Raw genomic sequence first — 20,921 nt, 5'->3', positions numbered from 1 at the left:
TGTTAAAAATCACATGCTGGGTCTTATAACGGTACGGAAAACAAATTGTCCATTTTCAACCATGTTTATTACCGCTGGTTTTATAGGGTTTCCAGAACCTTGAGGATACGTAATTGTACCAGCGACACCAGGAAAGTTTTTAGTTTTTGCTAAAGCTTCTCTAATTTTTACAGGATCTGTAGACTGTGCAGACTCAATAGCGTTAACTATTACCATGTAAGCATCATACGCCAAAGCACCAAATGCGTCGGCTCTTCTGTTGTATTCTTTTTGATAAGCCTCTACAAAAGGTTTAGTAGCAGGGGATAACTCTGCATCCTCGTGGAAGTAAGTTGTATAAGATACTCCTTCTACGTATTCTCCACCAATTTGTATTAGTTCAGGTGCGTCCGCACCATCTCCAGCGAACATGGGACCTGTGAAACCTAAATCCCTGGCTTGTTTACAGATTAAGGCTATTTCAGCGTAGTACCCTGGCATAAAAATAGCATCTGGATTTTTTGAAAGCGCGTCCGTAAGTTGAGCGGTGAAATCTTGATCACCGGTTGTATAAAATTCTGTGAAATAGGTTCCCCCAAACTGTTCAAAAGCTTTTTCAAAATAATTGGCAAGTCCCACGACGTAATCTTGAGCTACATCGACCATTATGGCGACGTTTTTAGCTCCAAGTTCTTCCCAGGCAAATGTTGCAAGTAGAGCACCTTGCAAGGTATCCTCAAAACAGGTTCTGAAGACATACTTTTTGTTTTGGGCAACTAAAGGGTTAGTGGCGGTGTTGACCACCATTGGTATTTGCCTTTCTTCTGCTATTGAAGCTGCAGCTAATGCTGCTGAACTGGTTGCAGGCCCAATGACTGCTACTACCTTTTCGTGATCTATAAGCCTTCTTATCGCGTTGGCTGATTCTGCTTTGTCCGATTTATTATCGACAGCTACGACTTCAACTTTGATTTCTTTACCTCCAATGTTGACTGTTGGTTTCAACTTGTTGGCTAACAATACACCATCTCTTGACATTTGGCCATACCCAGAGACAGGTCCGGTTAGTTCGAAGTTCATACCAATTTTGATAACTTCTTGACTAAAGAGTGTGAAGGTCATAATAACTACCAAAAACACCAAAACAACAGTTTTTCTCATGTTTTTCCCCTCCTCATATAATATGTGTGGATGTTATTTTACTAAAAAATAATGTAGAAAAAATTTTCATGGTCTTTATCTTATGTGAACTAAATTTCATAAAAATATATATTTCTCTAACAGAAAAGAAATTAAACAGTAATTTTCTTAATTATACAACAAATAAATTTATAATGCAACTTTTTTTGCAGTCTTGTGCAAAACGTTTTATTTATAATGTTTTAGAAGTACTTTCCATATTCTCATTTGTGAGGTAAATGACATGTAAAAACTGGGCAGAAGGTAGATAATTGATTTATCTACCGTTCTCCTACACCACCAATGAACACTCTTTGCTTTCAACTACTGATTGCCGCTACCTCTACTCACGAAGAACTTTTACCACTTAGATTTTATCTATACGCACTAAAAAAGAGGCCTTTAGGCCTCTTTTTAAAGTATTTGGTTTAAATTAGTCGTCGTAATAAGGACAATCTTGGTATCTTTGCTGGTTGAATCTTTGGTAGTTTTGGTATCTTTGGAAATCTTGGAAATCTTGAAAATCCTTGTACTGTTGATATCTTTCTTCGAAATCTTGAAAAGTATGAAATAGTTTCAAGGTTTTAAGCCGTTACTCCTAGATAAGTTTTCCTAACTTCATCGTTTTCTAAGAGATCTTCTGCCGGACCTTCAAGAACAATTTTTCCAGTTTCTAAGACGTAACCATAATTAGCGATTTTTAACGCACCAACAGCATTTTGCTCTATAAGCAATATAGTTACTCCCTGTTGGCTTATTTTTTCTATAGTTCCTAAAACCTCTTTGACTAGAATTGGAGCTAGTCCCAGAGATGGTTCGTCGAGCATTAGAACCTTTGGCCTTGACATTAACCCCCTTGCAACCGCCAACATTTGTTGTTCCCCTCCAGAGAGTGTACCCCCAAGTTGCTTAAGTCTTTCCTTTAATCGCGGGAAAAGTGTAAGTACCCAATCGAAATCTTCGTTTATTTTTTCAGAGTCTTTGCGAGAATACGAACCTAATCGGAGGTTTTCTAAAACAGTGAGATTAGGGAAAATACGTCTACCTTCAGGAACTAGGGCTATCCCCTTTTCTACTATTTTGTGAAAATCCAACGAGAACACTCTCCAATTTATTGGAGAGATGATAGCTAGCTTCAAACACAAAACGAATTTGAATCAAAAAATGTTGTTAATTATATGTATATGTGATACAATTGTATTATATCATACAATTATCGAATTAAGGTGATTGAATATGCTTAAAACATACAAGTTTCGTATATATCCAACTAACGAACAAATTGAGAAATTTAGCCAACATTTTGGACATACTCGATTTGTTTACAACCTATTCTTAGAGTTTGCTAACAAGGCATATAAGAATACTAAAACGTATACTAATTATTATATGTGGGCTAAAGTGCTTACGGTTCTTAAAAAGACAGAGAAGTATCGATGGTTGAATGATGTCAACTCTCAATCATTACAACAGTCTATAAAAGATTTAGAAAGTGGGTTTAAACGTTTCTTCAAGAAACAGAGTAAATACCCGAAATTTAAAAAGAAATCAAGTAGACAATCTTTTAGAGTTCCTCAACATATACAGTTATATGAAAATGAGAATAACGATAAATATGGAATTCTATTCGTGCCAAAGTTTAAAGAAGGTATCAAAGTAAGAGTCCATCGGAAAATAGATCCAAATGCAAAGATAAAAAATTGTACTTTCATTAAAACTCCAACAGGTAAGTACTTTGTCTCTATAACATTCCAAGTAGAAGGTTCTTACCCTGAAAGAGATATAGACTATGAGAACTCAATCGGTATGGATATGGGATTGAAAGATTGTGTGGTACTATCCGATGGAACAAAGTATCAAGCTCCTAAAGTTTTGTCTAAATACGAAAGAAAACTAAAACATGCATATAAAAAGTTTTCAAGCAAAGAACAAAGGTCAAAGAATTGGGACAAAGCAAAATTAGAAGTTGCTAGAATACATGAGAAAATAAAAAATACACGAGAGGATTTTCTACATAAACTAACAAAAGAAATCAGTGAGAACCAAGCTGATGTCTTTGTTGTAGAAACTCTCAACATAAGAGGCATGTTAAAGAATCACCACTTAGCTAAAAGTATCTCAGATTTAGGATGGTACAAATTCAAGACGTTCCTAAAATACAAAGCAGAAAGACTAGGTAAGAAAGTAATCGAGATAGGAACGTTCGAACCTTCGTCTAAAACTTGTAGTGTATGTGGGTATAAGAACGCAGGTTTAAAACTTTCTGATAGAGAATGGGTATGTCCTGAATGTGGAACTAAACATGATAGAGATATAAATGCTGCCGTTAACATTAGGCAGTTTGGATTAAAACAGGCATTTGCAACACTGCCTTACGGCAGATAAGGAAACAGCTAGTCACTGTATAAACTGACTCTACCCCAGGGACTGGGGAAAGTAAAGCCTTTGGAGACTGTGTAAGTCGAGCACCCTTAGATTCATTCTAGGATGTTTCGCAACGGTCGCTGAATTAGGAAGCTTACCTCTTTAGAGATAAGTAGTTCACAATGCAACTATTTTGCCGATTTGTGCAAAATCTTTTTTCGTAATGCTTTTGAAACAACGTTCAAACCCTCATTCGCGTAGCAAATGGCAAGTAGATAAAAAAATTGACCAGATTATTTCTGGTCAATTTTTGTTGTAATAGAGAATTATTAACTTCAATCTTTTAACCTTCGATTATTTTTACAATAAAATTTCTATTTCTTGGGCCATCGAACTCACAGAAATAAATTCCTTGCCAGGTTCCCAATAAAAGCTTTCCATTTTCAATAATTAAGGTCAAAGATGGTCCAACAAGCGTTGATTTTATGTGTGAGTCAGCATTGCCTTCGAGATGAGAATATTCTTTACTTTTAGGAATTTTATTTTTTAGAAAATTGGTGATGTCTTTTCTTACAGACGGATCTGCGTTTTCGTTGATTGTTACAGCGGCGGTTGTATGGGGGACATATACGATCAAAATACCTTCTTCTATTTTTGAATTTTCGACACTCTCTTGAATATAGCTGGTTATGTCGATCATTTCTTCTCTATTATGTGTTTTTAAAGAATAAGTGTATGTCATAATCTTCAACTCCTTTTTTGTTATTGGTAAATTATATTAGCAACAATGGTGATAGAGTTGCCTTCTTTGGAGACGTGTACTTTCACATCTTCTTTTTTTACTGCCAAATGTTTAACAGCATAATCTTTTATATAGTTTATCACGAAATCCAACTCTTCTTGTTTGACGTTTTCAAATCTCATTTGACTCTTAGGTCCATTTTTTCGATCGGAGGTGCTTAAGAAAGAGTTCATTCTTTTTATTGCGGTTTCCCGACTTTTATTCTTTTTACTTTTGAAAGGCCACATTTACCTTCACCCTCTTCTGAATATTCTTTTGATGAATTCTATAAATCCTTGAGGGGCATGGTCAACATCTATCAAATCTTTTTCTAACGGCACATCTTTTCCTAAGATTCTATCGCTTATATTATTGAAAACCGAATAAAGTTTAGCTTCTTGGTTTGTTGATATTGGAGCTCCTTCGTTGGAAGAAAGTAAAATTTCCTCACTATCAGGTATGATTCCAATTAAATTCAATGCTAACGCTTCTTTAATATCATCAGCGGAAAGCATTTCGTTTCTTCTAACAAGTCTCAATTTTAATCGATTTACAATTAGTGAAATGTGGTCGTCTGTATAACCTTGATTTTCAAGCAACCCTACGACTCTATCCGCGTCGCTTATAGCAGTCAGGTCTGGTGTAGTAACAACAATAGCGTGTTGTGCAGATGAAACAGCATTTTGGAATCCTCTTTCTATTCCGGCGGGAGAATCAATAATAATATAATGGAAATGTTTGGAAAGTTTAGAGACTATATTGTTCATATCTTGAGGAGACATTAAATCTTTATTGGCGATTTGAGAAGAAGCCAGAAGAGAGAGATTTTTTAATTGTTTGTGTTTTACGAGTGCTTCCATAACGGTTTTGTTACCACTTACAACGTCCATAATAGTGTAAACTACTCTGTTTTCCAAACCCAAAATCAAATCCAGATTTTTTAATCCAATATCTGCATCTATAAGGCAAACATTGTAACCTTTTTTTGCTAAAGTGGCCCCCAAATTAGCTACGATAGTAGTTTTACCAACTCCTCCTTTTCCGGAGGTAATAACAAACACCTTTGCATTTTCCATCTCTACCCCTCCACTAGAAAACTTTGCCCATTATTAATTATAAGATAGAAGTTTTTATAAGTTAAAAAAGTTAAGATATTCTAAGGGCTAAACAGATTATACTACAAATTGATTAAAAAATAAAAAATCGGGGAAAAATCCCCGATTAATTTAAAAACTATTTTTGTTGCCTGTTTATTCTTCGATACTTATGGCTTCAGTTGGACAAGCATCTATGGCATCTTGCACACATGGTGCGTCACTTTGTTCATCAATAACTTCGGCCTTTCCGTCATCTCCCATTTGGAATACGTCTGGGCATAAACTTTCACATATAGCGTCTCCTATACAAGCTTCTTTGTCAATAACTATCTTCATAGCTACACCTCCAAATAGTTTTTAAAAAGTTCTTTTTCTATCTGTTACATATACTACTAATTAAAACCATTTGATTATACCATAAATCTACACAATTAAATTTAAAAATTGATTTAAGAAAATATAACTACATTGAGTTAGTTCAGTTTCCTAATTTCTTCTACCACTCTGTCTACTATATTTATTCCAACTCGTTCTTGGGCTTCTTTTGTGGAAGCACCTATATGGGGTGTGGCTACAACGTTTGGTAAAGCAAAAAGTTCCTTGTAGAGATCACCCTTTGGAGGTTCTTCTTCGAAAACGTCCAATCCTACTCCAAGGAGCTTACCATTTTTCAGATATTTCAGCACAGCATTCTCGTCGAGGACACCTCCTCTTGCAGCATTAATTATTACTGCACCATCTTTCATCATTTGGATTTGGGGTTCACTTATAAAATGATAAGTTTTTTCGTTTTTTGGAATATGTAAAGAAATAACATCAGAATTTTGGAGTAATTCTTCTAAAGATACCTGTCTAACGTTATAATGCTTTAGCTCATCAGTACTTATATTAACAACATCAAACACCAGAGTATTGGTTTGGAAACCTTTTAGTAATTTTGCCAAATTTTTTCCTACATAGCCAAAGCCGATTATACCGAAGGTCTTTTCGGACAACTCCAATCCTTTTAGTTGTTTTTTCTCCCATTGTTCATTTTTTAGACCGATCGTTCCTATTGTAATATGTCGATAAATATCTAAAACCATTCCTATAACCAGTTCTGCAACGGATAAAGAATTTTGGCCCGGCGTATTTAAGACCGTTATACCTTTCGATTTAGCCGTGTCAACATCTATATTATCTAATCCCATACCCGCTCTACCTATGATCTTTAACTTATCTGCATGTTCTAATATTTCTCTCGTCACCTTAGTTGCACTTCTTACAATCAATACGTCAATTTCTTTAATCTTATCTTTAAGAACATCTTTTTCAAAATGTTCCGATGTGATTTCTACATTAGGTAATTCTTTTTGTAATTTTTTTAAAGCATTCTCATCTAAAGGGTCATTTATATGAATTTTCATCTTTTTTAAACCCCCTCTTTCATAAAAACTTCTTCAGCAGCTTTTACACCTTTACCTAGTTCAATCTCAAAACCAAATTTGTTAAAAGCCATTTCCAAGGCACTTACCGCAACAATAACATCAAATTTTGACATGTAACCAAGGTGGGCAATTCTTATTATTTTTCCTTTTAGCTGTGACTGACCACCAGCAAAGGTTACTCCCCATTCATCTCTCAAAAATTTAACTATACCTTTACCGTCAACATTCTGTGGTACTTTTATTGCAGTAAGGACGTTTCCGGGTCTTTCTGCAAAAAGTTCTAAGTTCATAGCTTTTGTAGCAGCCCTTGTTGCTTCAGCTAAGATTCTGTGTCTTTCCCAAACGTTTTCAATTGTTTCTTCTTTTAGCATGTCAGTTGATTTTAATAATTGGTAAACGAGGTTAACAGGAGGAGTGTAAGGGGAATCTGGGAAGCTCTTTTTATATGCTCTTAAGTCAAAGTAATATCTATGGCTGTTAGAATTTTCAACAATCTCCATTGCTTTCTCACTTAAAGCTATCATTGCTACGCCAGGAGGCATCATAAATCCTTTTTGAACTCCAGAAACTACAACATCAATGTTCCATTCATCCATTTTTAAAGGTTCGGCCAGCATTCCAGAAATAGCATCAACAACTAAAACTGCATTGGTTTCTTTTACAATCTCAGCTATTTCTTTGATGGGATGTACAACCCCTGTAGAAGTTTCGCTTAAGGTAGTGAAAACAGCTCTTGTTTCTGGATGTTTTTCTAGTTCTTTTTTGATTTGTTCTACTCGAACATATTTTCCCCATTCGATATCGATTTCTACTAAATTAGCGCCGTAAGCTTTACATAATTCGCACCATCTTTCTCCAAATTTTCCCCCATTTACGGCAATAGCCGTATCTCCAGGTGAAACGAGGTTAGCAACTGCGGCTTCCATTGCTCCTGTTCCGGACGCAGCTAAGGTGTATACGTTATTCTTCGTTTGAAAGAGATATTTGAGATTTTCTAAAGCTTTGTTTTGAATATCCAAATATTGTGGTGTCCTATGATGGATGGTATCCTTTGCACCTTCCAATAAAAGATCGATTGGAACAGGGGTTGGCCCTGGAGCCATGAGATAGTTCTTTCTTATTAACTTTGCCACGTATATCCCTCCTCTAAGAATTGTGAAAGTTTTCTTATAGTAATTTTACCATACTTTTTAAATATCAATATGGATCTTTTTTATCCTTTTTTGAGTTTTTAAGGTATTTTCTTAAAATGTAATGAAAAAATATTTTGAATCACAGCAATAAAATGTTATAATAAAAAAGGAATGAAGGTTGCACGAAAAAGGGGATCAGAAAACAACATGGGGAATGAGTATTCCTTAAGGGAACAAAAGATCTTGAGCTATATGGGGTTTGCTGCTAAAGCCAATAAGATAGTTTATGGTAAACAAGGGTTGAGGAATTATATTCGTTCATTTCAGAAGAAGAAAGTAATACTTATTCCAAGGGATACTGGTTCAAGAGTGAAATTAGATGTAATCAAACATTGTGAAATTTTCGATGTACCTTATATAGAATTGAACTCCCCAAAGTCAATTTTAGCTAAGGCTCTTGGTAAACAAAATATAAGCGTCGTCGGAATTACAGATGAAAATATTATCGAAGGAATATTGAAGACGTTCCAATAATGGAGGTGGTTTATAAGTGTCGAAGACCCGAATATACGAAGTCGCGAAGGAGTTAGGAATGAACTCTAAAGAATTAATGGAATTTTTGGAAAAGGAATTAAATATCTCTGTCAAAAGTCATATGAGCACTATAGAAGAGGAAACGGTGCAAGCTATTAAGGATCTTATTGAGGAAGAAAGGCAAGCTAAAAAGGAAGTAAAAAAGCAAAAAGAACCGCCAAAAGAAAAGAAAAAGACTCCAGAAAAAATAAAAGTCAAGGAAAAATTAGAAGAAGAACCTGTCGAAGAAAAGCCCGTAAGAGAAGTCACTATAACTACGCAAGAAATAACGCTTGATATTTTAGCGAAACGCCTCGAATTAGAACAAAACGATATTATAAAAGATATGTTTATGAAAGGCATAGTATTGAGGCCAGGTCAGAAACTAGATAAAACCATGGCAGAAGATATTAGTATGAGTTATAACGTTATTTTGAATTTTGAAATCGAAAAAGAGGAAGCAGAAGAGAAAGAAGAAGATGTAGAAGTTATTCTTGCCAAAAAGTGGAACGATATTTATGAAAAAGAGAAAGACAAATTGGCTCCACGTCCACCGGTTGTCACTATTATGGGACACGTTGATCATGGGAAAACGACTCTATTAGATAAAATTAGAAATACCCATGTTGCTGATAAAGAAGAAGGCGGTATTACTCAATCTATAGGTGCTTACCAGATAGAGTATAACGATCAAAAGATTACTTTTATCGATACCCCTGGTCATGAAGCATTTACAGAAATGAGAGCCAGAGGAGCTCAAGTTACGGATATAGTTGTTCTTATCATTGCGGCAGATGATGGGGTGATGCCTCAAACAATAGAGGCTTATAATCATGCAAAAAGTGCCAACGTTCCTATAATAGTGGCGATAAATAAAATTGACAAACCTAATGCCAACATTGAATTAACAAAACAACAGATGGTATCTAAACTCAATCTTATTCCAGAAGATTGGGGTGGAAATACTATAACTATTCCAATTTCTGCAAAAACAGGTAAAGGAATCGATGAGTTATTGGAAATGATAATTCTAGTAGCTGAAATGCAGGAGATAAGATGTATCCCTGAAGGAAAGGCTAGAGCAGTGATAATAGAAAGTCGGGTTGATAAGGCTATGGGGCCTTTGGGAACGGTTATAGTTAAAGATGGGATATTGAAAGTTGGAGATGACTTTATTTCAGGTTCTACTTATGGTAGGGTCAGAAGAATGATAAATGACAGAGGAGAAAGTTTAAAAAGAGCCGTTCCTTCCACTCCTGTACAAGTTTTAGGTTTTAACGACGTTCCGAACACACATTCTATTATGTATGTGGTTGATTCAAAAGAAGAAGCTCGAGCATTAGCAGAAAAAATCAAAGAAAAAGAAGAAGAAAAAAGTAAAGGTCCAGCTAAAAGACACATGAGGCTTGAAGATATTATGCAAAAAATGGAAGAGGAAGAAAAAAAGAAATTAAATATTTTATTAAAAGCTAGTACTTATGGAGAAATAGAGGCTTTAAAGAATGCTATTCAAAAGTTCGAAAATCCAGAAATAAATATAGAAATTATACATGCCGGGATAGGGCCTGTAAGCACAAGCGATATAATGTTAGCTTCCGCTTCAGATGCGATTGTTCTGGGTTTTAGAGTAAAAGCTGATTCAAAGGCATTAAAGATGGCAGAAGCTGAAGGAATAGAAGTTAGAAGGTATAATATTATATTTGACTTGATTGATGATATCAAGAAAGCTTTAGAAGGTATGTTAGAGCCTATTCAAAAGGAAGAGCTTACTGGAAATGGTGTAATTAAAGAAGAGTTCAAGATAAAAGGTGTAGGAAAAATTGCTGGTGTTCAAGTAAATGAAGGTTACGTTCAAAGGGATGGTGGAGTTAGAATCTATAGAAATGGTGGTTTAGTTGCCGATGTGAAAATTAAGAGTTTGAAACATTATAAAGATGAAGTTAAATCCATTGAAGCACCTAAAGAATGTGGAATTCAATTTGAAAATTTCGAAGATTTCACTAAAGGTGATGAATTAGAATTTTATAAACATGTATTTGTTAAACGAGAATTGGATTTGGAACAAAAAACTAAATAATTAGGTGTTTTGATAAAAGTAAATGGGGGATATGATAATATGGGTTCTGAATATAAGGTAGTTGGAATTAGGGGAGCAACTTCTTTAACCGAAGACCATCCAATGAAAGTAACTGAAAATGTTATAGAGCTATGGAATGAAATAATGAATAAAAATGATATATCACGTATAATATCGGTGATATTTTCTGTAACACCTGACATCAAAAGTCTCAATCCTGCTACCATTTTACGTGAGAAATTAGATCTGAATAACGTTCCTTTTATGAGTTTAGAAGAAGCTTCATTTAACGATTCTCGAAAAAAAATAATAAGGGTGCTGATTATTTGTGAAAGCAGCACCCAAAATTTTGTATACTTACATGAGGCAAAAAATTTAAGAACAAAAAAAGAATAATCTTTTTATATTTCACTTTGAGAATTTATTAAATCTAAAATTTCGCTTTTTGTATTGAAATATTCGTCTGAATGAAGTATATATTTTGCTTTTTGAGTTAGCAACTTGTTAGTAAAATCTAAGGTGAATTCTTTTATTATTTTTCCAGGCCTGGGAGACATAACTAAAACTTTTGTACCTAGCATTAAAGCTTCGTCTACGTCATGGGTTATGAAAAATATACTACACTTATTTTCTAACCAAATATTTCGAATCAAATTTTGCATGTTGCTTCTAGTAAATGCGTCTAAAGATCCGAAAGGTTCATCCATTAAGATAACTTCAGGATAATTTGCTAACACTCTTGCAAGAGCTACTCGCTGTTTCATACCTCCGGAAAGCTCGAAAGGATATTTTTCTTCAAAACCTGTAAGATCAACTTCTTGAATAAAAAATTTTGAAATTTCTTCGATTTTATCTTTTGGTACACCCCTACTTTTTGGTCCAAACTCTATGTTCCCTTTAACAGTCAACCATGGATATAAGGTGGGAGATTGAAATACGACCCCTCTATGCCAGTCTGGTTTCTCTATAGGGGTTTCATGCATCAAACATTTTCCAGAGGTTAATGGTATGAAACCTGCTATTACCCTTAACAAAGTACTTTTTCCGCAACCAGAAGGCCCTAAAATACAAAGAAATTCACCTTTTTTTAATTCTAAATTAACTCCTTTTAATGCTTCTATTAAACCGGTTTTTGTTTCGTAATTAACACTCATATTTTCAATTTTTATCAAAGCTTCTTTATAAAGATTATCTATCTTTCATCATCCTTTTCCAAGGATTTTTCAATGTAATAAGGATTAATATATTCGCTAAATTCTTCTAAGCTTGGTGAATTTTCGATAAAACCCTGAACTTTTAAAAAATCCGATGTATCTTTCATAACTCTTACAAAATTACCAGGTTTTTCACTTGTCCCCATATATTTTTGATTGATCATTTCTTCTCTTGTGAGCCAAATTGAACCTTGCATTTGGATTAAAGCAGTTTCAGGAGATATTCCTAAATTTCTTGAAACTATCTCAGCGGCACGTTCTGGATCATTTAAAAATATGTCGTTTGCTTCAGCCAAACAGTCTATAAAAGATACAACTAAATCAGGGTACTTTTCTGAAAAGTTTTTACTTACTAAAGCAACATTTGCTGTAATATAGCCCCTTTCTAACATATCCTCACTGGAAATTAAAACTCTTCCACCATTTTCTATAAGTTCACCTAAAGAAGGTTGCCAAGTATAGGCAGCGTCTATATCGCCTCTTGACCAGGCAGCAACTATCTCGGTTGTTTTCATATCTAGCAGTTGAACTTTTTCTTCTATTCCAGCTTCTTTGAGAATATTCAATAAAATATAATGACTAGTGGAAGCAAAAGGAGTTGCTATCTTTTTACCAACAAGATCGTTTATACTGTTTATTTCATCGTTCTCTCTAACGACCAAAGCCTCTATATCACCTAAGACTTCGTGTATCCAAATTAACTCTACATCAAGGTTTCTAACAAAAGCAATGATAGAATTTATGTTCCCCATAGTAGCAAAATCTATACTTCCTGAGGCAAAAGCTTGATTGGCCTCTACTCCAGAATCAAAAACTATAAAATTACATTGGATACCTTTATCAGAAAAGTATTTATCAAATAGCCCTTGTTCAATAGCAATTGTTTCATCGTTAGGTACCCTTAAAATTCCAATGTTAATCTCTTTGGGTAACTCTTGCTGACTTTTATCACAACTTGTAAAAATAAGAGTTATCATTGTAATTAAAGCAAAAAATAGTAAAGATTTCATTAATTTACTTTTCATATATACCATAACACCTCCTCTAAAGAAGAAACCAGCTTTTAAACCTTACCTTTCCAGAAAATTAATTTTCTTTCTAAAGATCGTAATCCGTAATCTATCAAAACACCACTGATTCCCATTATAAAAATACCTACGAATATAACATCGCTTTTTAAATAGTTAGAAGCGTCAATTACCATCCAGCCGATACCCGATGTAGCTGCAACCATTTCAGAAGAAACAAGAGTTGTGTATGCAACACCAAAAGAAGTTCTAATCCCAGTAAATATTTCTGGTAGACATGCAGGTAACACAATTTTAAAAAACACATTCATTTGATCTGCTCCCAAGGATCTTGCACTCAATATATAATCTTGGTTTATTCCTCTCACAGCGGAAACACACGCTATGTATATAGGAGCAAAGGCGGCTAAAAAAAGTAAAACTTCTTTTGATAAATCTCCTATACCAAACCATAAAATAAGAATCGTGTAATAAGCTAAAGGTGGTAAGGGCCTATAAAATTCCACGATAGAATCTATGATTGCTTCCACTTTTTTAAAATAACCACTTAGAAGTCCTATAGGTAAAGCAAATATTATAGCAAAGGCTAAAGAAACGAACAATCTTTTGAAACTTGTTCCTATATGCACCCATAAGGGAATATTGTTGTATCCATCTCTGGCTAAACTTAAAAATGCTGACCAGACTCTTTCGGGTGAAGGTAGCAAAGTTGGAGTGAATATTTCTAGTTTTGTAACAATATACCAGGTTAAAAATATCGTTAACCACGTAAATACTGTTAATAAAATGTGATTGTTTTTTTTGTTTGATTCATTATTATTCATACAAACAATTCCTTCTCTTTAGAAAGATTTTAGATAAAAGGCCATCAATTATCTTGATGGCCTATAAAATATATCATACTTTTGATCTAAACATAAATCAATCAAAGTTATAAGCGGTAACTATCTTTTCTCTACCAGTGATTTGGTCTAAATAATATTCATAATAACATATACCCAAGAATGAACCAGAAATATTAAAGACATTATTGAAACCTCTTCCTTGAAGGGCCATAACCGCATTATAACTTCTTTGAGAAGAACGGCAATGAACATAAACGGGGCGATCTTTAGGTATTTCATTTAGTCTATCCCTGAGTTCACTCAACGGTATATTAACGGCGGTTTTGAGATGTCCTTTTTCGTATTCATCTTTTTCACGACAGTCGATGATGAAAGCACCATTTTCCACAAGTTCTCTAACTTTAGTCACAGGGACTTGTCTGAATCTACCATGTAATAGATTTAAACCAACTAGTGCAGCATGATTAACTGGATCTTTTGGAGTGGAAAACAGAGGTGCATAACATAGTTCTAATTCTTTTAAGTCTTCTAATGTCCCATTCATACGAATTAGTGTGGCTATCACATCGATTCGTTTAACAGCATCACCTTTGCTAATCGCTTGTGCTCCCAGTATTCTTCCCGTAGGAACTTCGTATATCAACTTTAAATGTAGCTGATAACTATTCGGCATTAAGCCAACTTTATCCTGAGGAATGATATAAACAAAGTCGTAAGGAATACCATTGGCTTTAGCTTTTTTTTCATTGAGCCCTGTGGCAGCCGCATTTAAATTAAAAACTTTCACAGTCGATGATCCAATCGTACCTTTATTTATATGAGGAATATTATAAATGTGATCTGCTGCAGCCCTTGCTTGCCTTTGAGCAGGACCAGCAAGAGGTAGTCTTAAGGGTTTACACGATAAAGCACAATAAGTTTCTATGGCATCTCCGACAGCATAAATATCATCATCGCTTGTTCGGTAGTTATGATCTACTTTAATCCCACCTGTTTCACCTATTTCCAAACCGGCCTCTTTTGCTAAAGATGTTTCAGGGGATACTCCTACAGCCATTATAACAGCTCTAGCATTTACTTTTTTACCAGATTTTAATTCTACATAATCATCAAAGATTTTAGTTACAGAATCACTTAAAATAAGGTTTACACCGTTATCGTATAACTCTTTATGTAAGATCTGAACCATATCGTAGTCAAAAGGTTGCATCACTTGGTCTAAAGCTTCTATCAAATGAACGTTGTAACCCGCTAATTTAAGGTTTTCTGCAACTTCAATTCCAATATAACCTCCTCCAACTACTGCGACATCTTTTATATTATTTTTTTCTATGTAGTCTTTAATTTTAACTATATCTACCACGTTTCTGACTGTAAATACATTTGCTCTGTCTATTCCTTCAATACTTTTTGGAAGAACAGGTTTGGCGCCTGGAGAAAGAACCAATTTGTCATAATGTTCTTCGTATTCTTCTCCCGTTTGCGTATTTCTAACAACGACTTTCTTTTGATCCCTTATAATTTTAATAACTTCACTGTTAACCCTTGCTTCAATGTTATACTGTTTTTTAAATTGCTCTGGTGTCATCAAAACCAAATCATCACTATTTTCTACCATACCACTTAAGTGAAATGGTAAGGCACAATTGGAAAAAGAAACATGAGGTCCCCTCTCAAACATTATTATTTCAGCAGATTCATCTAGCCTTCTTGCTCTTGCGGCTACTGAGGCACCTCCTGCAACTCCTCCAACTATAAGTATTCGTTTACCCATTTTAAAGTCCTCCTTTAGTTTGACAAAATAAATGTTATAGTAGCAATGGATCTTATGTTTTTTAAGAAGTTTTTAACTCCTATAGTATTAATCCTTATTCACTTTAAAATCTGTTTTTGATGGTATCTTATAAAATATCTTATTGCTAACCACAGCACCTAAAATCATGAAAGCCAAAAATATCCAACCAGATAATGAAAATTCGGCTATAGGGCTGTATAATGCCCCAACGTTACAACCATTGGCAAAACGAGTTCCGAATCCCATTAAAATACCGCCCAATGAGTATAAAAAGGCTTCTTTTCCAGTTACACGCAACTCTGATTTAAAAGACTCAACAAATTTACCTGCTGATAGAAGATAAGTTAGCGCTCCTACTACTATTCCAAAGTTTTGAACTAACGATGGATTTTGAAAAAAAGGTGTAGCAAAGGTAGCGGACGGCATTTTTGTAAACTCAGCGAGAGCCTCTCCCGAAACACCAAAAACCATAAGTATTTTGCCTATTAATATCCCATGTTGAGTAGAAGCCCCCCAACCAGCCTTTGTAACTACAAACAATAGAACAAAAAGTATACTTAAAACTATTGCACCTTCAGTTAAAGTCCAAGGTTTCACAAATATATGATTATAAGTTTCGTGACTAAAAAGTTTAAAATTAGAAATATCAAATTTTTTACTGTTTTCTTGTTCTTTTTCCCAAGGGACTCCAAAATATGTTTTTTCTTTCATTCTCTTTTTTTCATATTGGTAAGATGTAAAAATCACTATGGAGGAAAATATTGCTAACAATAAGATAGCTCCCAAATAACCTTGAAAACCGTCCCATTTGAATAAATCCGGTAGAAAAACACCTCCATTGAACTTAGCTCCAGTTGGAGATGTAATCCAGGAATTGGTAACCCATCCAGCCGTTCTTTGAATAGGAAATCCTAGAAAAACACCTATTCCAAAAAATATCAACGTTATCAAAGCTCTTGTAAATCCCATAGTTAAGTCGGTAAGCACACCTGTAGCACAACAAACGGACAGAGACATACCAAAACCAAAAAGAAAGGCTCCCAGCAGTAAACCAAAATTAATTGGATTTATCCAAAGGCTGTAATTAGTTGGATCTGAATTAAACAAAAATCCCATGATCATCAAAGAGGTTATAAAAAACATGAATATCATAGCACGCATGAGTTGAGTAGATCCTGTTCTATAAGCCCTATTAACACTTCCCGCAAATCCGGTATAAGCTCTAGCTAAGGTGTATCCAAAACCTACTCCTATCAAAAGTCTAAAAAAAGCATATCTGTTGCTAAAAGTGTGTTTCCAAGAATGAGAATTAGTGCAAAACTTAACAAACCAAGAACCTTTTCTACTGTTTTAGTCATACTTTTTCCTCCCGTCTAAAGGTATTTTTAAAACAAAAGTTTTGAATTACTAAAAGATGGGTTTTACCAAAACCTTAGTTAAATATTTAAACTTCACCCCCTTTTTTGTGAAAGAGTTCACGAAATAAACTAAAAGATCAAATAACACTTTTAAATATGAAAAAAATTTAATATTATATTTGTTATTTCTATCACTAATTGAAATCCAACATTATACTAACAAAAAAAGTAAAAATAGAATTAACTTTGTCAGCTTTTTAATAAAGAAAGATTAAATAAAGGTTATTTCATAAGTTTTGAATAAAAAAGGTTTAATGTTATAATTAAAAGAGAGATTTTTTTCAGCAATTTTATCTAGTTGAAGAATAGAGGTGAAATATTTGAAAGACCAAGTAAAGATGATCTACTTTGATTTAGATCACACCCTGTGGGATTTTGAAAGTAATTCACAAGAAGCATTGAAGTTGGTCTATCAAAAGTATGGTCACGTTTTTCGAGGAACATCTTTGGATAAGTTTGTGGAATCTTACAAAAAAATAAATAAACAACTATGGGAAATGTATAGGAAAAAAGAAATAGGCCAACAAGAATTAAAACTTCTTCGTTTTGAAATTACTTTAAATGCTTTAAAAATAAAGCATAGAGAGGATTTGATAGAAGAGATAAATAATTCTTACCTAAATATTTTATCAAAACAAAAACTCCTCATCGATGGTGCAGTGGAAGCTTTGGAGTATTTAAAAGATAAGTATGAATTGGGAATTTTGACAAACGGCTTTAGAGACACTCAAATTGTTAAAATGAAAAGTTCGGGAATATATGATTATTTTAGTATTTTAGTTAGTTCTGAAGATGTCGGCTTTCCTAAACCTGATGAAAAGATTTTTAATTATGCGATTTTAATGTCTAAGAAATCTAAAGATGAAATTGTTTATGTTGGCGATGATCTTGAAAATGACATCTTACCAGCAATGAAATGCGGAATTGGCGCCATTTGGTTTAAAAATCATGAAGAAACTCTTGTAACCCAAGAAAAGGATGTTATGAGTATATCCAAGCTTACAGAGCTGAAAAATATATTTTGAATTTATTGAAGATAATAAATGCCTTTTTTTAATGTTAAAACTTTGGCATTTTTAATGAGGTCAAAATATTCTTTATCTAATTGATGTGCTTGTTCTCCGGTATAAATTACTACTTTTATCTCATCATATACGGCTTTCTTTTCAAAAATTAGTAGATTTTCTTCTGAAGTAAGAAGTTCGTAACTTCCTGATGATAGAGAGGGGTGAACTTTCCTTAAATTAATGAGATTTTTACAGTAATTGAAGGTTTCTTTTTCTAAATTTGACCAATCTTCTTTGAATTTCATCGCAACTCTTCCACTTTCGTGAAAATTGTGAATTGTTTGGTCTCCTTTTAAAGCTATCTCATTGCCATATTCTAGCATCACATTTCCTGTAAGAGCCATTAATAAACCAAGCGCAATGTAAAATATTTCTATTTCTTGGCATATATCTATGAACCTTGGAAGATCGTGATTTTCGATAAAATAAGTTAACTGGAATTCCCTTTCGTTTAATTGGTTTGATAATACTATTTGATTGTATAAATCAAGTAATGATCCATTTTTCTTTCCTAAAACTTCTCTAATAGTATCGTAAGTAGAAAAATCAAACATACTGGTAAAACGTTGAGCGTCATCCCCTTTGAACTTTTTAAGGAGTTTAAAATTTTTTAACTTATCTCCTTCGTCTTCCCACACTTCACCTAAAATTATCACATCTTTTTTTATTTTTTTCATCCTTATAGAAAATTCCTCTAAAAATTTAAATGGCAAGCCCAAGGCATGGTCCAATCTAAATCCGTCTAATTCAAAGTTTTTTAGCCAATACTCTCCAACTCTTATTAAAAATTCTCTTGTATCTTCGTCATCTAGATTCCAGAACAAAAAGGATCTTTGCCATCTTTTTTCTTGAGGTGAACGGGGAGTTTCAGTTTTAACGTTCAAATCTTTAGGGACGGAATTAAAATCAAACTCCTTTGAGGCATGGTTAAGTACTAGATCGATAATAACCTTTATCCCTCTTTTATGAGCATCTTCAATAAGCTTTGTAAAGATAGCTTTAGCTTCTTCTTCGGAATTGGAACTTATGTTTTCTGAAATAGAAAAATAATTGGTAATATCGTATCCATGTGTGGTTTTACTCTTAAAAATGGGTCCAAGATATATCAAATCTATCCCAAGCTCTTTTAAATAGTCTAATTCTTGAATGACACCTTGGAGATCTCCGTCTATTGCATTTTTCTCGTAATAACGATAACTCTCTTTTGGGAAATCGTTTGTTAATTCTCCATTTTTAAAAAATTTTATTAGAATGTGGTATCCTAAAAACATAAAATTCCTCCCATAGTTTACTTCTGGTTATTCTATCATTCTTTTTTTAAAAAAATGAAAACGTTTCCTAAAGATATTCACTTTTTTCACTTTTAAAATTTAAAATGAAAAAGTGTGGTATAATTAAATTGATAAGAAAGGGATCATCAGACCGATAGCAATAAAACACTCAGAAGGAGGGGTAACTATGGACATACTTTTAGTTTATCCTGCTTATCCCGAAACATTTTGGAGCTTTAAACACGCGCTGAAATTTATTTCCAAACGTGCTGCTTTGCCACCTTTGGGTTTGATTACAATAGCTTCTTATCTACCGAAAGAATGGAACGTTAGGTTGGTGGATATGAATTGCGAAAAATTAAAAAAAGAGGATATACTAAATTCAGATTATGTTTTTATAAGTGCCATGGCTGTTCAAAGAGAGTCTGCTATAAAGGTAATCAAACAATGTAACGACTATGGTAAACCTATAGTCGCTGGTGGCCCTCTTTTTACAATGGAACCCGATACATTTCAAAATACTGTGGACCATTTTGTTCTTGGAGAAGCAGAAGAATTAATGGATGAGCTTGTTAAAGATATCAAAAGAAATAAATTTAAAAGATATTATGCGAAACCAAATTTTTGTAATGTAGAAGCTACACCTATTCCTAGGTGGGATCTGTTAAATCTCAAATGGTATGGGTCCATGAGCATCCAGTATTCTAGAGGATGCCCTTATAATTGTGAATTTTGCGATATTGCGGCCTTGAATGGTAGAAAACCCAGAACTAAGACAAGCGTACAATTGATCCAAGAACTTCAATCTTTGTACGATGCAGGTTGGAGGCGTTCGGTTTTCTTTGTAGATGATAATTTTATCTCAAATAAATCAAAATTAAAAAAAGATGTGTTACCCGCAGTAATACAGTGGCAAGAAACTCATGATTACCCTTCTTCTTTCTATACCGAAGTTTCTATAGATTTTTCTAATGATGATGAACTCATGGATCTGATGTTCAAAGCAGGCTTTGACAGAGTTTTTATTGGTTTAGAAACCCCTGATCCGGATAGTTTAAGAGAAGCTAACAAGTATCAAAATATCAAACAAGATCTTGAAGAATCTATCAAAAAAATTCAAAGTTTTGGTTTTGAAATTCAGGGAGGCTTTATTGTCGGTTTTGATAGCGATAAACCCACAATTTTCGATAGGCAATTCGAGTTTATACAGAAAAACGGCATAGTTACGGCAATGGTTGGTATTTTAAACGCCCCCAGAGGAAGTGAATTATATTTAAGATTACTCAAGGAAAATAGGTTACGGGGGGAAATAAGTGGAAACAATGTGGATATCAATACGAATATAATTCCAAAGATGAACTTGGAATTCCTAATCAAAAATTACAAAAATCTGGTTGCTAAGCTTTATCAGCCCAAAAACTATTATGATCGTTTGAAAAAATTTTTGACTAATTATAAGGTACCTGGATTCTCAAAGGCCAAAATAGGCTTCCAAGAAATAAACGCTTTTATTAAATCCATTATTATTTTAGGAATTATTGGTAAAGAAAGGAAACAATATTGGAGAATGCTTTTTTGGAGCTTATTTAAAAAACCTAAAGCCTTGCCAAAGATGATTTCTCTTTCAATTTACGGTTATCATTTCAGGAAAATTGCAGAAAATTTATAAGGTG

At 33.8% G+C, this 20,921-nt stretch carries 21 protein-coding genes; 6 read left to right on the top strand and 15 right to left on the bottom strand.

What is annotated here, in order from left to right; translation table 11 throughout:
- Positions 1–9: 9 nt before the first annotated feature.
- The 3 genes from ACW9JY_RS05090 to ACW9JY_RS05080 form a co-directional block, all read right to left on the bottom strand.
- On the bottom strand, positions 10–1,140 hold the full coding sequence (locus tag ACW9JY_RS05090) for an ABC transporter substrate-binding protein (protein WP_103897974.1): 1,131 nt from the start codon (positions 1,138–1,140) through the stop codon (positions 10–12).
- A 451-nt stretch (positions 1,141–1,591) separates the two neighbouring features.
- On the bottom strand, positions 1,592–1,738 hold the full coding sequence (locus ACW9JY_RS05085) for a hypothetical protein (protein ID WP_155811035.1): 147 nt from the start codon (positions 1,736–1,738) through the stop codon (positions 1,592–1,594).
- Positions 1,739–1,742: 4 nt separating this feature from the next.
- Positions 1,743–2,303: an ABC transporter ATP-binding protein gene (locus ACW9JY_RS05080; RefSeq protein WP_012208115.1), complete on the bottom strand. Its 561-nt coding sequence runs from the start codon at positions 2,301–2,303 to the stop codon at positions 1,743–1,745.
- Between the two features lie 91 nt (positions 2,304–2,394).
- Here ACW9JY_RS05080 and ACW9JY_RS05075 point away from each other — a divergent pair, with 91 nt between their 5' ends.
- Positions 2,395–3,543, top strand: coding sequence for an RNA-guided endonuclease TnpB family protein (locus tag ACW9JY_RS05075; RefSeq protein WP_103897973.1), 1,149 nt, complete (start codon positions 2,395–2,397; stop codon positions 3,541–3,543).
- A gap of 322 nt (positions 3,544–3,865) precedes the next feature.
- Here ACW9JY_RS05075 and ACW9JY_RS05070 read toward each other — a convergent pair whose 3' ends face one another.
- The 6 genes from ACW9JY_RS05070 to ACW9JY_RS05045 form a co-directional block, all read right to left on the bottom strand.
- A complete protein-coding gene (locus ACW9JY_RS05070; RefSeq protein ID WP_457283603.1) occupies positions 3,866–4,264 on the bottom strand; it encodes a secondary thiamine-phosphate synthase enzyme YjbQ in 399 nt (132 codons plus the stop codon).
- A gap of 20 nt (positions 4,265–4,284) precedes the next feature.
- A complete protein-coding gene (locus tag ACW9JY_RS05065) occupies positions 4,285–4,551 on the bottom strand; it encodes a hypothetical protein (RefSeq protein WP_457283602.1) in 267 nt (88 codons plus the stop codon).
- A gap of 6 nt (positions 4,552–4,557) precedes the next feature.
- The gene (gene minD, locus ACW9JY_RS05060) at positions 4,558–5,379 is read right to left on the bottom strand and encodes a septum site-determining protein MinD (RefSeq protein ID WP_457283601.1); all 822 of its coding nucleotides are present in this window, start codon (positions 5,377–5,379) and stop codon (positions 4,558–4,560) included.
- Between the two features lie 174 nt (positions 5,380–5,553).
- Positions 5,554–5,736 carry a ferredoxin gene (locus ACW9JY_RS05055; protein WP_103065168.1) on the bottom strand — a complete coding sequence of 61 codons (183 nt, stop codon included), beginning with the start codon at positions 5,734–5,736 and terminating at the stop codon, positions 5,554–5,556.
- A gap of 137 nt (positions 5,737–5,873) precedes the next feature.
- Positions 5,874–6,806: a D-2-hydroxyacid dehydrogenase gene (locus ACW9JY_RS05050; protein WP_103078039.1), complete on the bottom strand. Its 933-nt coding sequence runs from the start codon at positions 6,804–6,806 to the stop codon at positions 5,874–5,876.
- A 5-nt stretch (positions 6,807–6,811) separates the two neighbouring features.
- Positions 6,812–7,960, bottom strand: a complete 1,149-nt coding sequence (locus ACW9JY_RS05045; protein WP_103078038.1) for a pyridoxal-phosphate-dependent aminotransferase family protein — start codon at positions 7,958–7,960, stop codon at positions 6,812–6,814.
- A 171-nt stretch (positions 7,961–8,131) separates the two neighbouring features.
- Between ACW9JY_RS05045 and ACW9JY_RS05040 the strand changes: the two genes are divergently transcribed.
- The 3 genes from ACW9JY_RS05040 to ACW9JY_RS05030 are packed head-to-tail and all read left to right on the top strand — an operon-like array spanning position 8,132 to position 11,006.
- Positions 8,132–8,494, top strand: a complete 363-nt coding sequence (locus ACW9JY_RS05040) for a L7Ae/L30e/S12e/Gadd45 family ribosomal protein (protein ID WP_245857138.1) — start codon at positions 8,132–8,134, stop codon at positions 8,492–8,494.
- A gap of 16 nt (positions 8,495–8,510) precedes the next feature.
- On the top strand, positions 8,511–10,610 hold the full coding sequence (gene infB, locus ACW9JY_RS05035) for a translation initiation factor IF-2 (RefSeq protein ID WP_103078036.1): 2,100 nt from the start codon (positions 8,511–8,513) through the stop codon (positions 10,608–10,610).
- Between the two features lie 39 nt (positions 10,611–10,649).
- Entirely contained in the window at positions 10,650–11,006 is a 357-nt protein-coding gene (locus ACW9JY_RS05030) for a chorismate mutase (RefSeq protein WP_103077472.1), read from the top strand.
- A gap of 5 nt (positions 11,007–11,011) precedes the next feature.
- Here ACW9JY_RS05030 and ACW9JY_RS05025 read toward each other — a convergent pair whose 3' ends face one another.
- The 5 genes from ACW9JY_RS05025 to ACW9JY_RS05005 all read right to left on the bottom strand — a co-directional run bounded on the left by ACW9JY_RS05025 (position 11,012) and on the right by ACW9JY_RS05005 (position 16,749).
- Positions 11,012–11,764 carry an ABC transporter ATP-binding protein gene (locus ACW9JY_RS05025; protein ID WP_457283618.1) on the bottom strand — a complete coding sequence of 251 codons (753 nt, stop codon included), beginning with the start codon at positions 11,762–11,764 and terminating at the stop codon, positions 11,012–11,014.
- A gap of 38 nt (positions 11,765–11,802) precedes the next feature.
- The gene (locus ACW9JY_RS05020; RefSeq protein ID WP_457283600.1) at positions 11,803–12,849 is read right to left on the bottom strand and encodes a taurine ABC transporter substrate-binding protein; all 1,047 of its coding nucleotides are present in this window, start codon (positions 12,847–12,849) and stop codon (positions 11,803–11,805) included.
- 38 nt (positions 12,850–12,887) lie between these two features.
- Positions 12,888–13,676: an ABC transporter permease gene (locus tag ACW9JY_RS05015; RefSeq protein ID WP_103077470.1), complete on the bottom strand. Its 789-nt coding sequence runs from the start codon at positions 13,674–13,676 to the stop codon at positions 12,888–12,890.
- Positions 13,677–13,773: 97 nt separating this feature from the next.
- Positions 13,774–15,471 (bottom strand): FAD-dependent oxidoreductase, encoded by a 1,698-nt coding sequence (locus tag ACW9JY_RS05010; RefSeq protein WP_457283599.1) that lies wholly within the window; start codon positions 15,469–15,471, stop codon positions 13,774–13,776.
- Positions 15,472–15,558: 87 nt separating this feature from the next.
- Positions 15,559–16,749 carry a YeeE/YedE family protein gene (locus ACW9JY_RS05005; protein ID WP_457283598.1) on the bottom strand — a complete coding sequence of 397 codons (1,191 nt, stop codon included), beginning with the start codon at positions 16,747–16,749 and terminating at the stop codon, positions 15,559–15,561.
- Positions 16,750–17,230: 481 nt separating this feature from the next.
- Between ACW9JY_RS05005 and ACW9JY_RS05000 the strand changes: the two genes are divergently transcribed.
- Complete coding sequence (locus ACW9JY_RS05000) at positions 17,231–17,935, top strand: YjjG family noncanonical pyrimidine nucleotidase (protein WP_457283597.1); 705 nt, start codon at positions 17,231–17,233, stop codon at positions 17,933–17,935.
- Between the two features lie 2 nt (positions 17,936–17,937).
- Here the strand turns inward: ACW9JY_RS05000 and ACW9JY_RS04995 are convergent, their stop codons facing one another.
- Positions 17,938–19,248: an alpha-amylase family glycosyl hydrolase gene (locus ACW9JY_RS04995; protein WP_457283596.1), complete on the bottom strand. Its 1,311-nt coding sequence runs from the start codon at positions 19,246–19,248 to the stop codon at positions 17,938–17,940.
- A 187-nt stretch (positions 19,249–19,435) separates the two neighbouring features.
- On the opposite strand from ACW9JY_RS04995, the gene ACW9JY_RS04990 reads away from it, so the two are divergent.
- Entirely contained in the window at positions 19,436–20,917 is a 1,482-nt protein-coding gene (locus ACW9JY_RS04990) for a B12-binding domain-containing radical SAM protein (protein WP_457283595.1), read from the top strand.
- The last annotated feature ends 4 nt before the right edge of the window (positions 20,918–20,921 follow it).

Source organism: Petrotoga sp. DB-2 (genome assembly GCF_054051725.1).
Note: the sequence above shows the minus strand (reverse complement) of the source record. Positions and strands in the feature narration are given on the sequence as shown.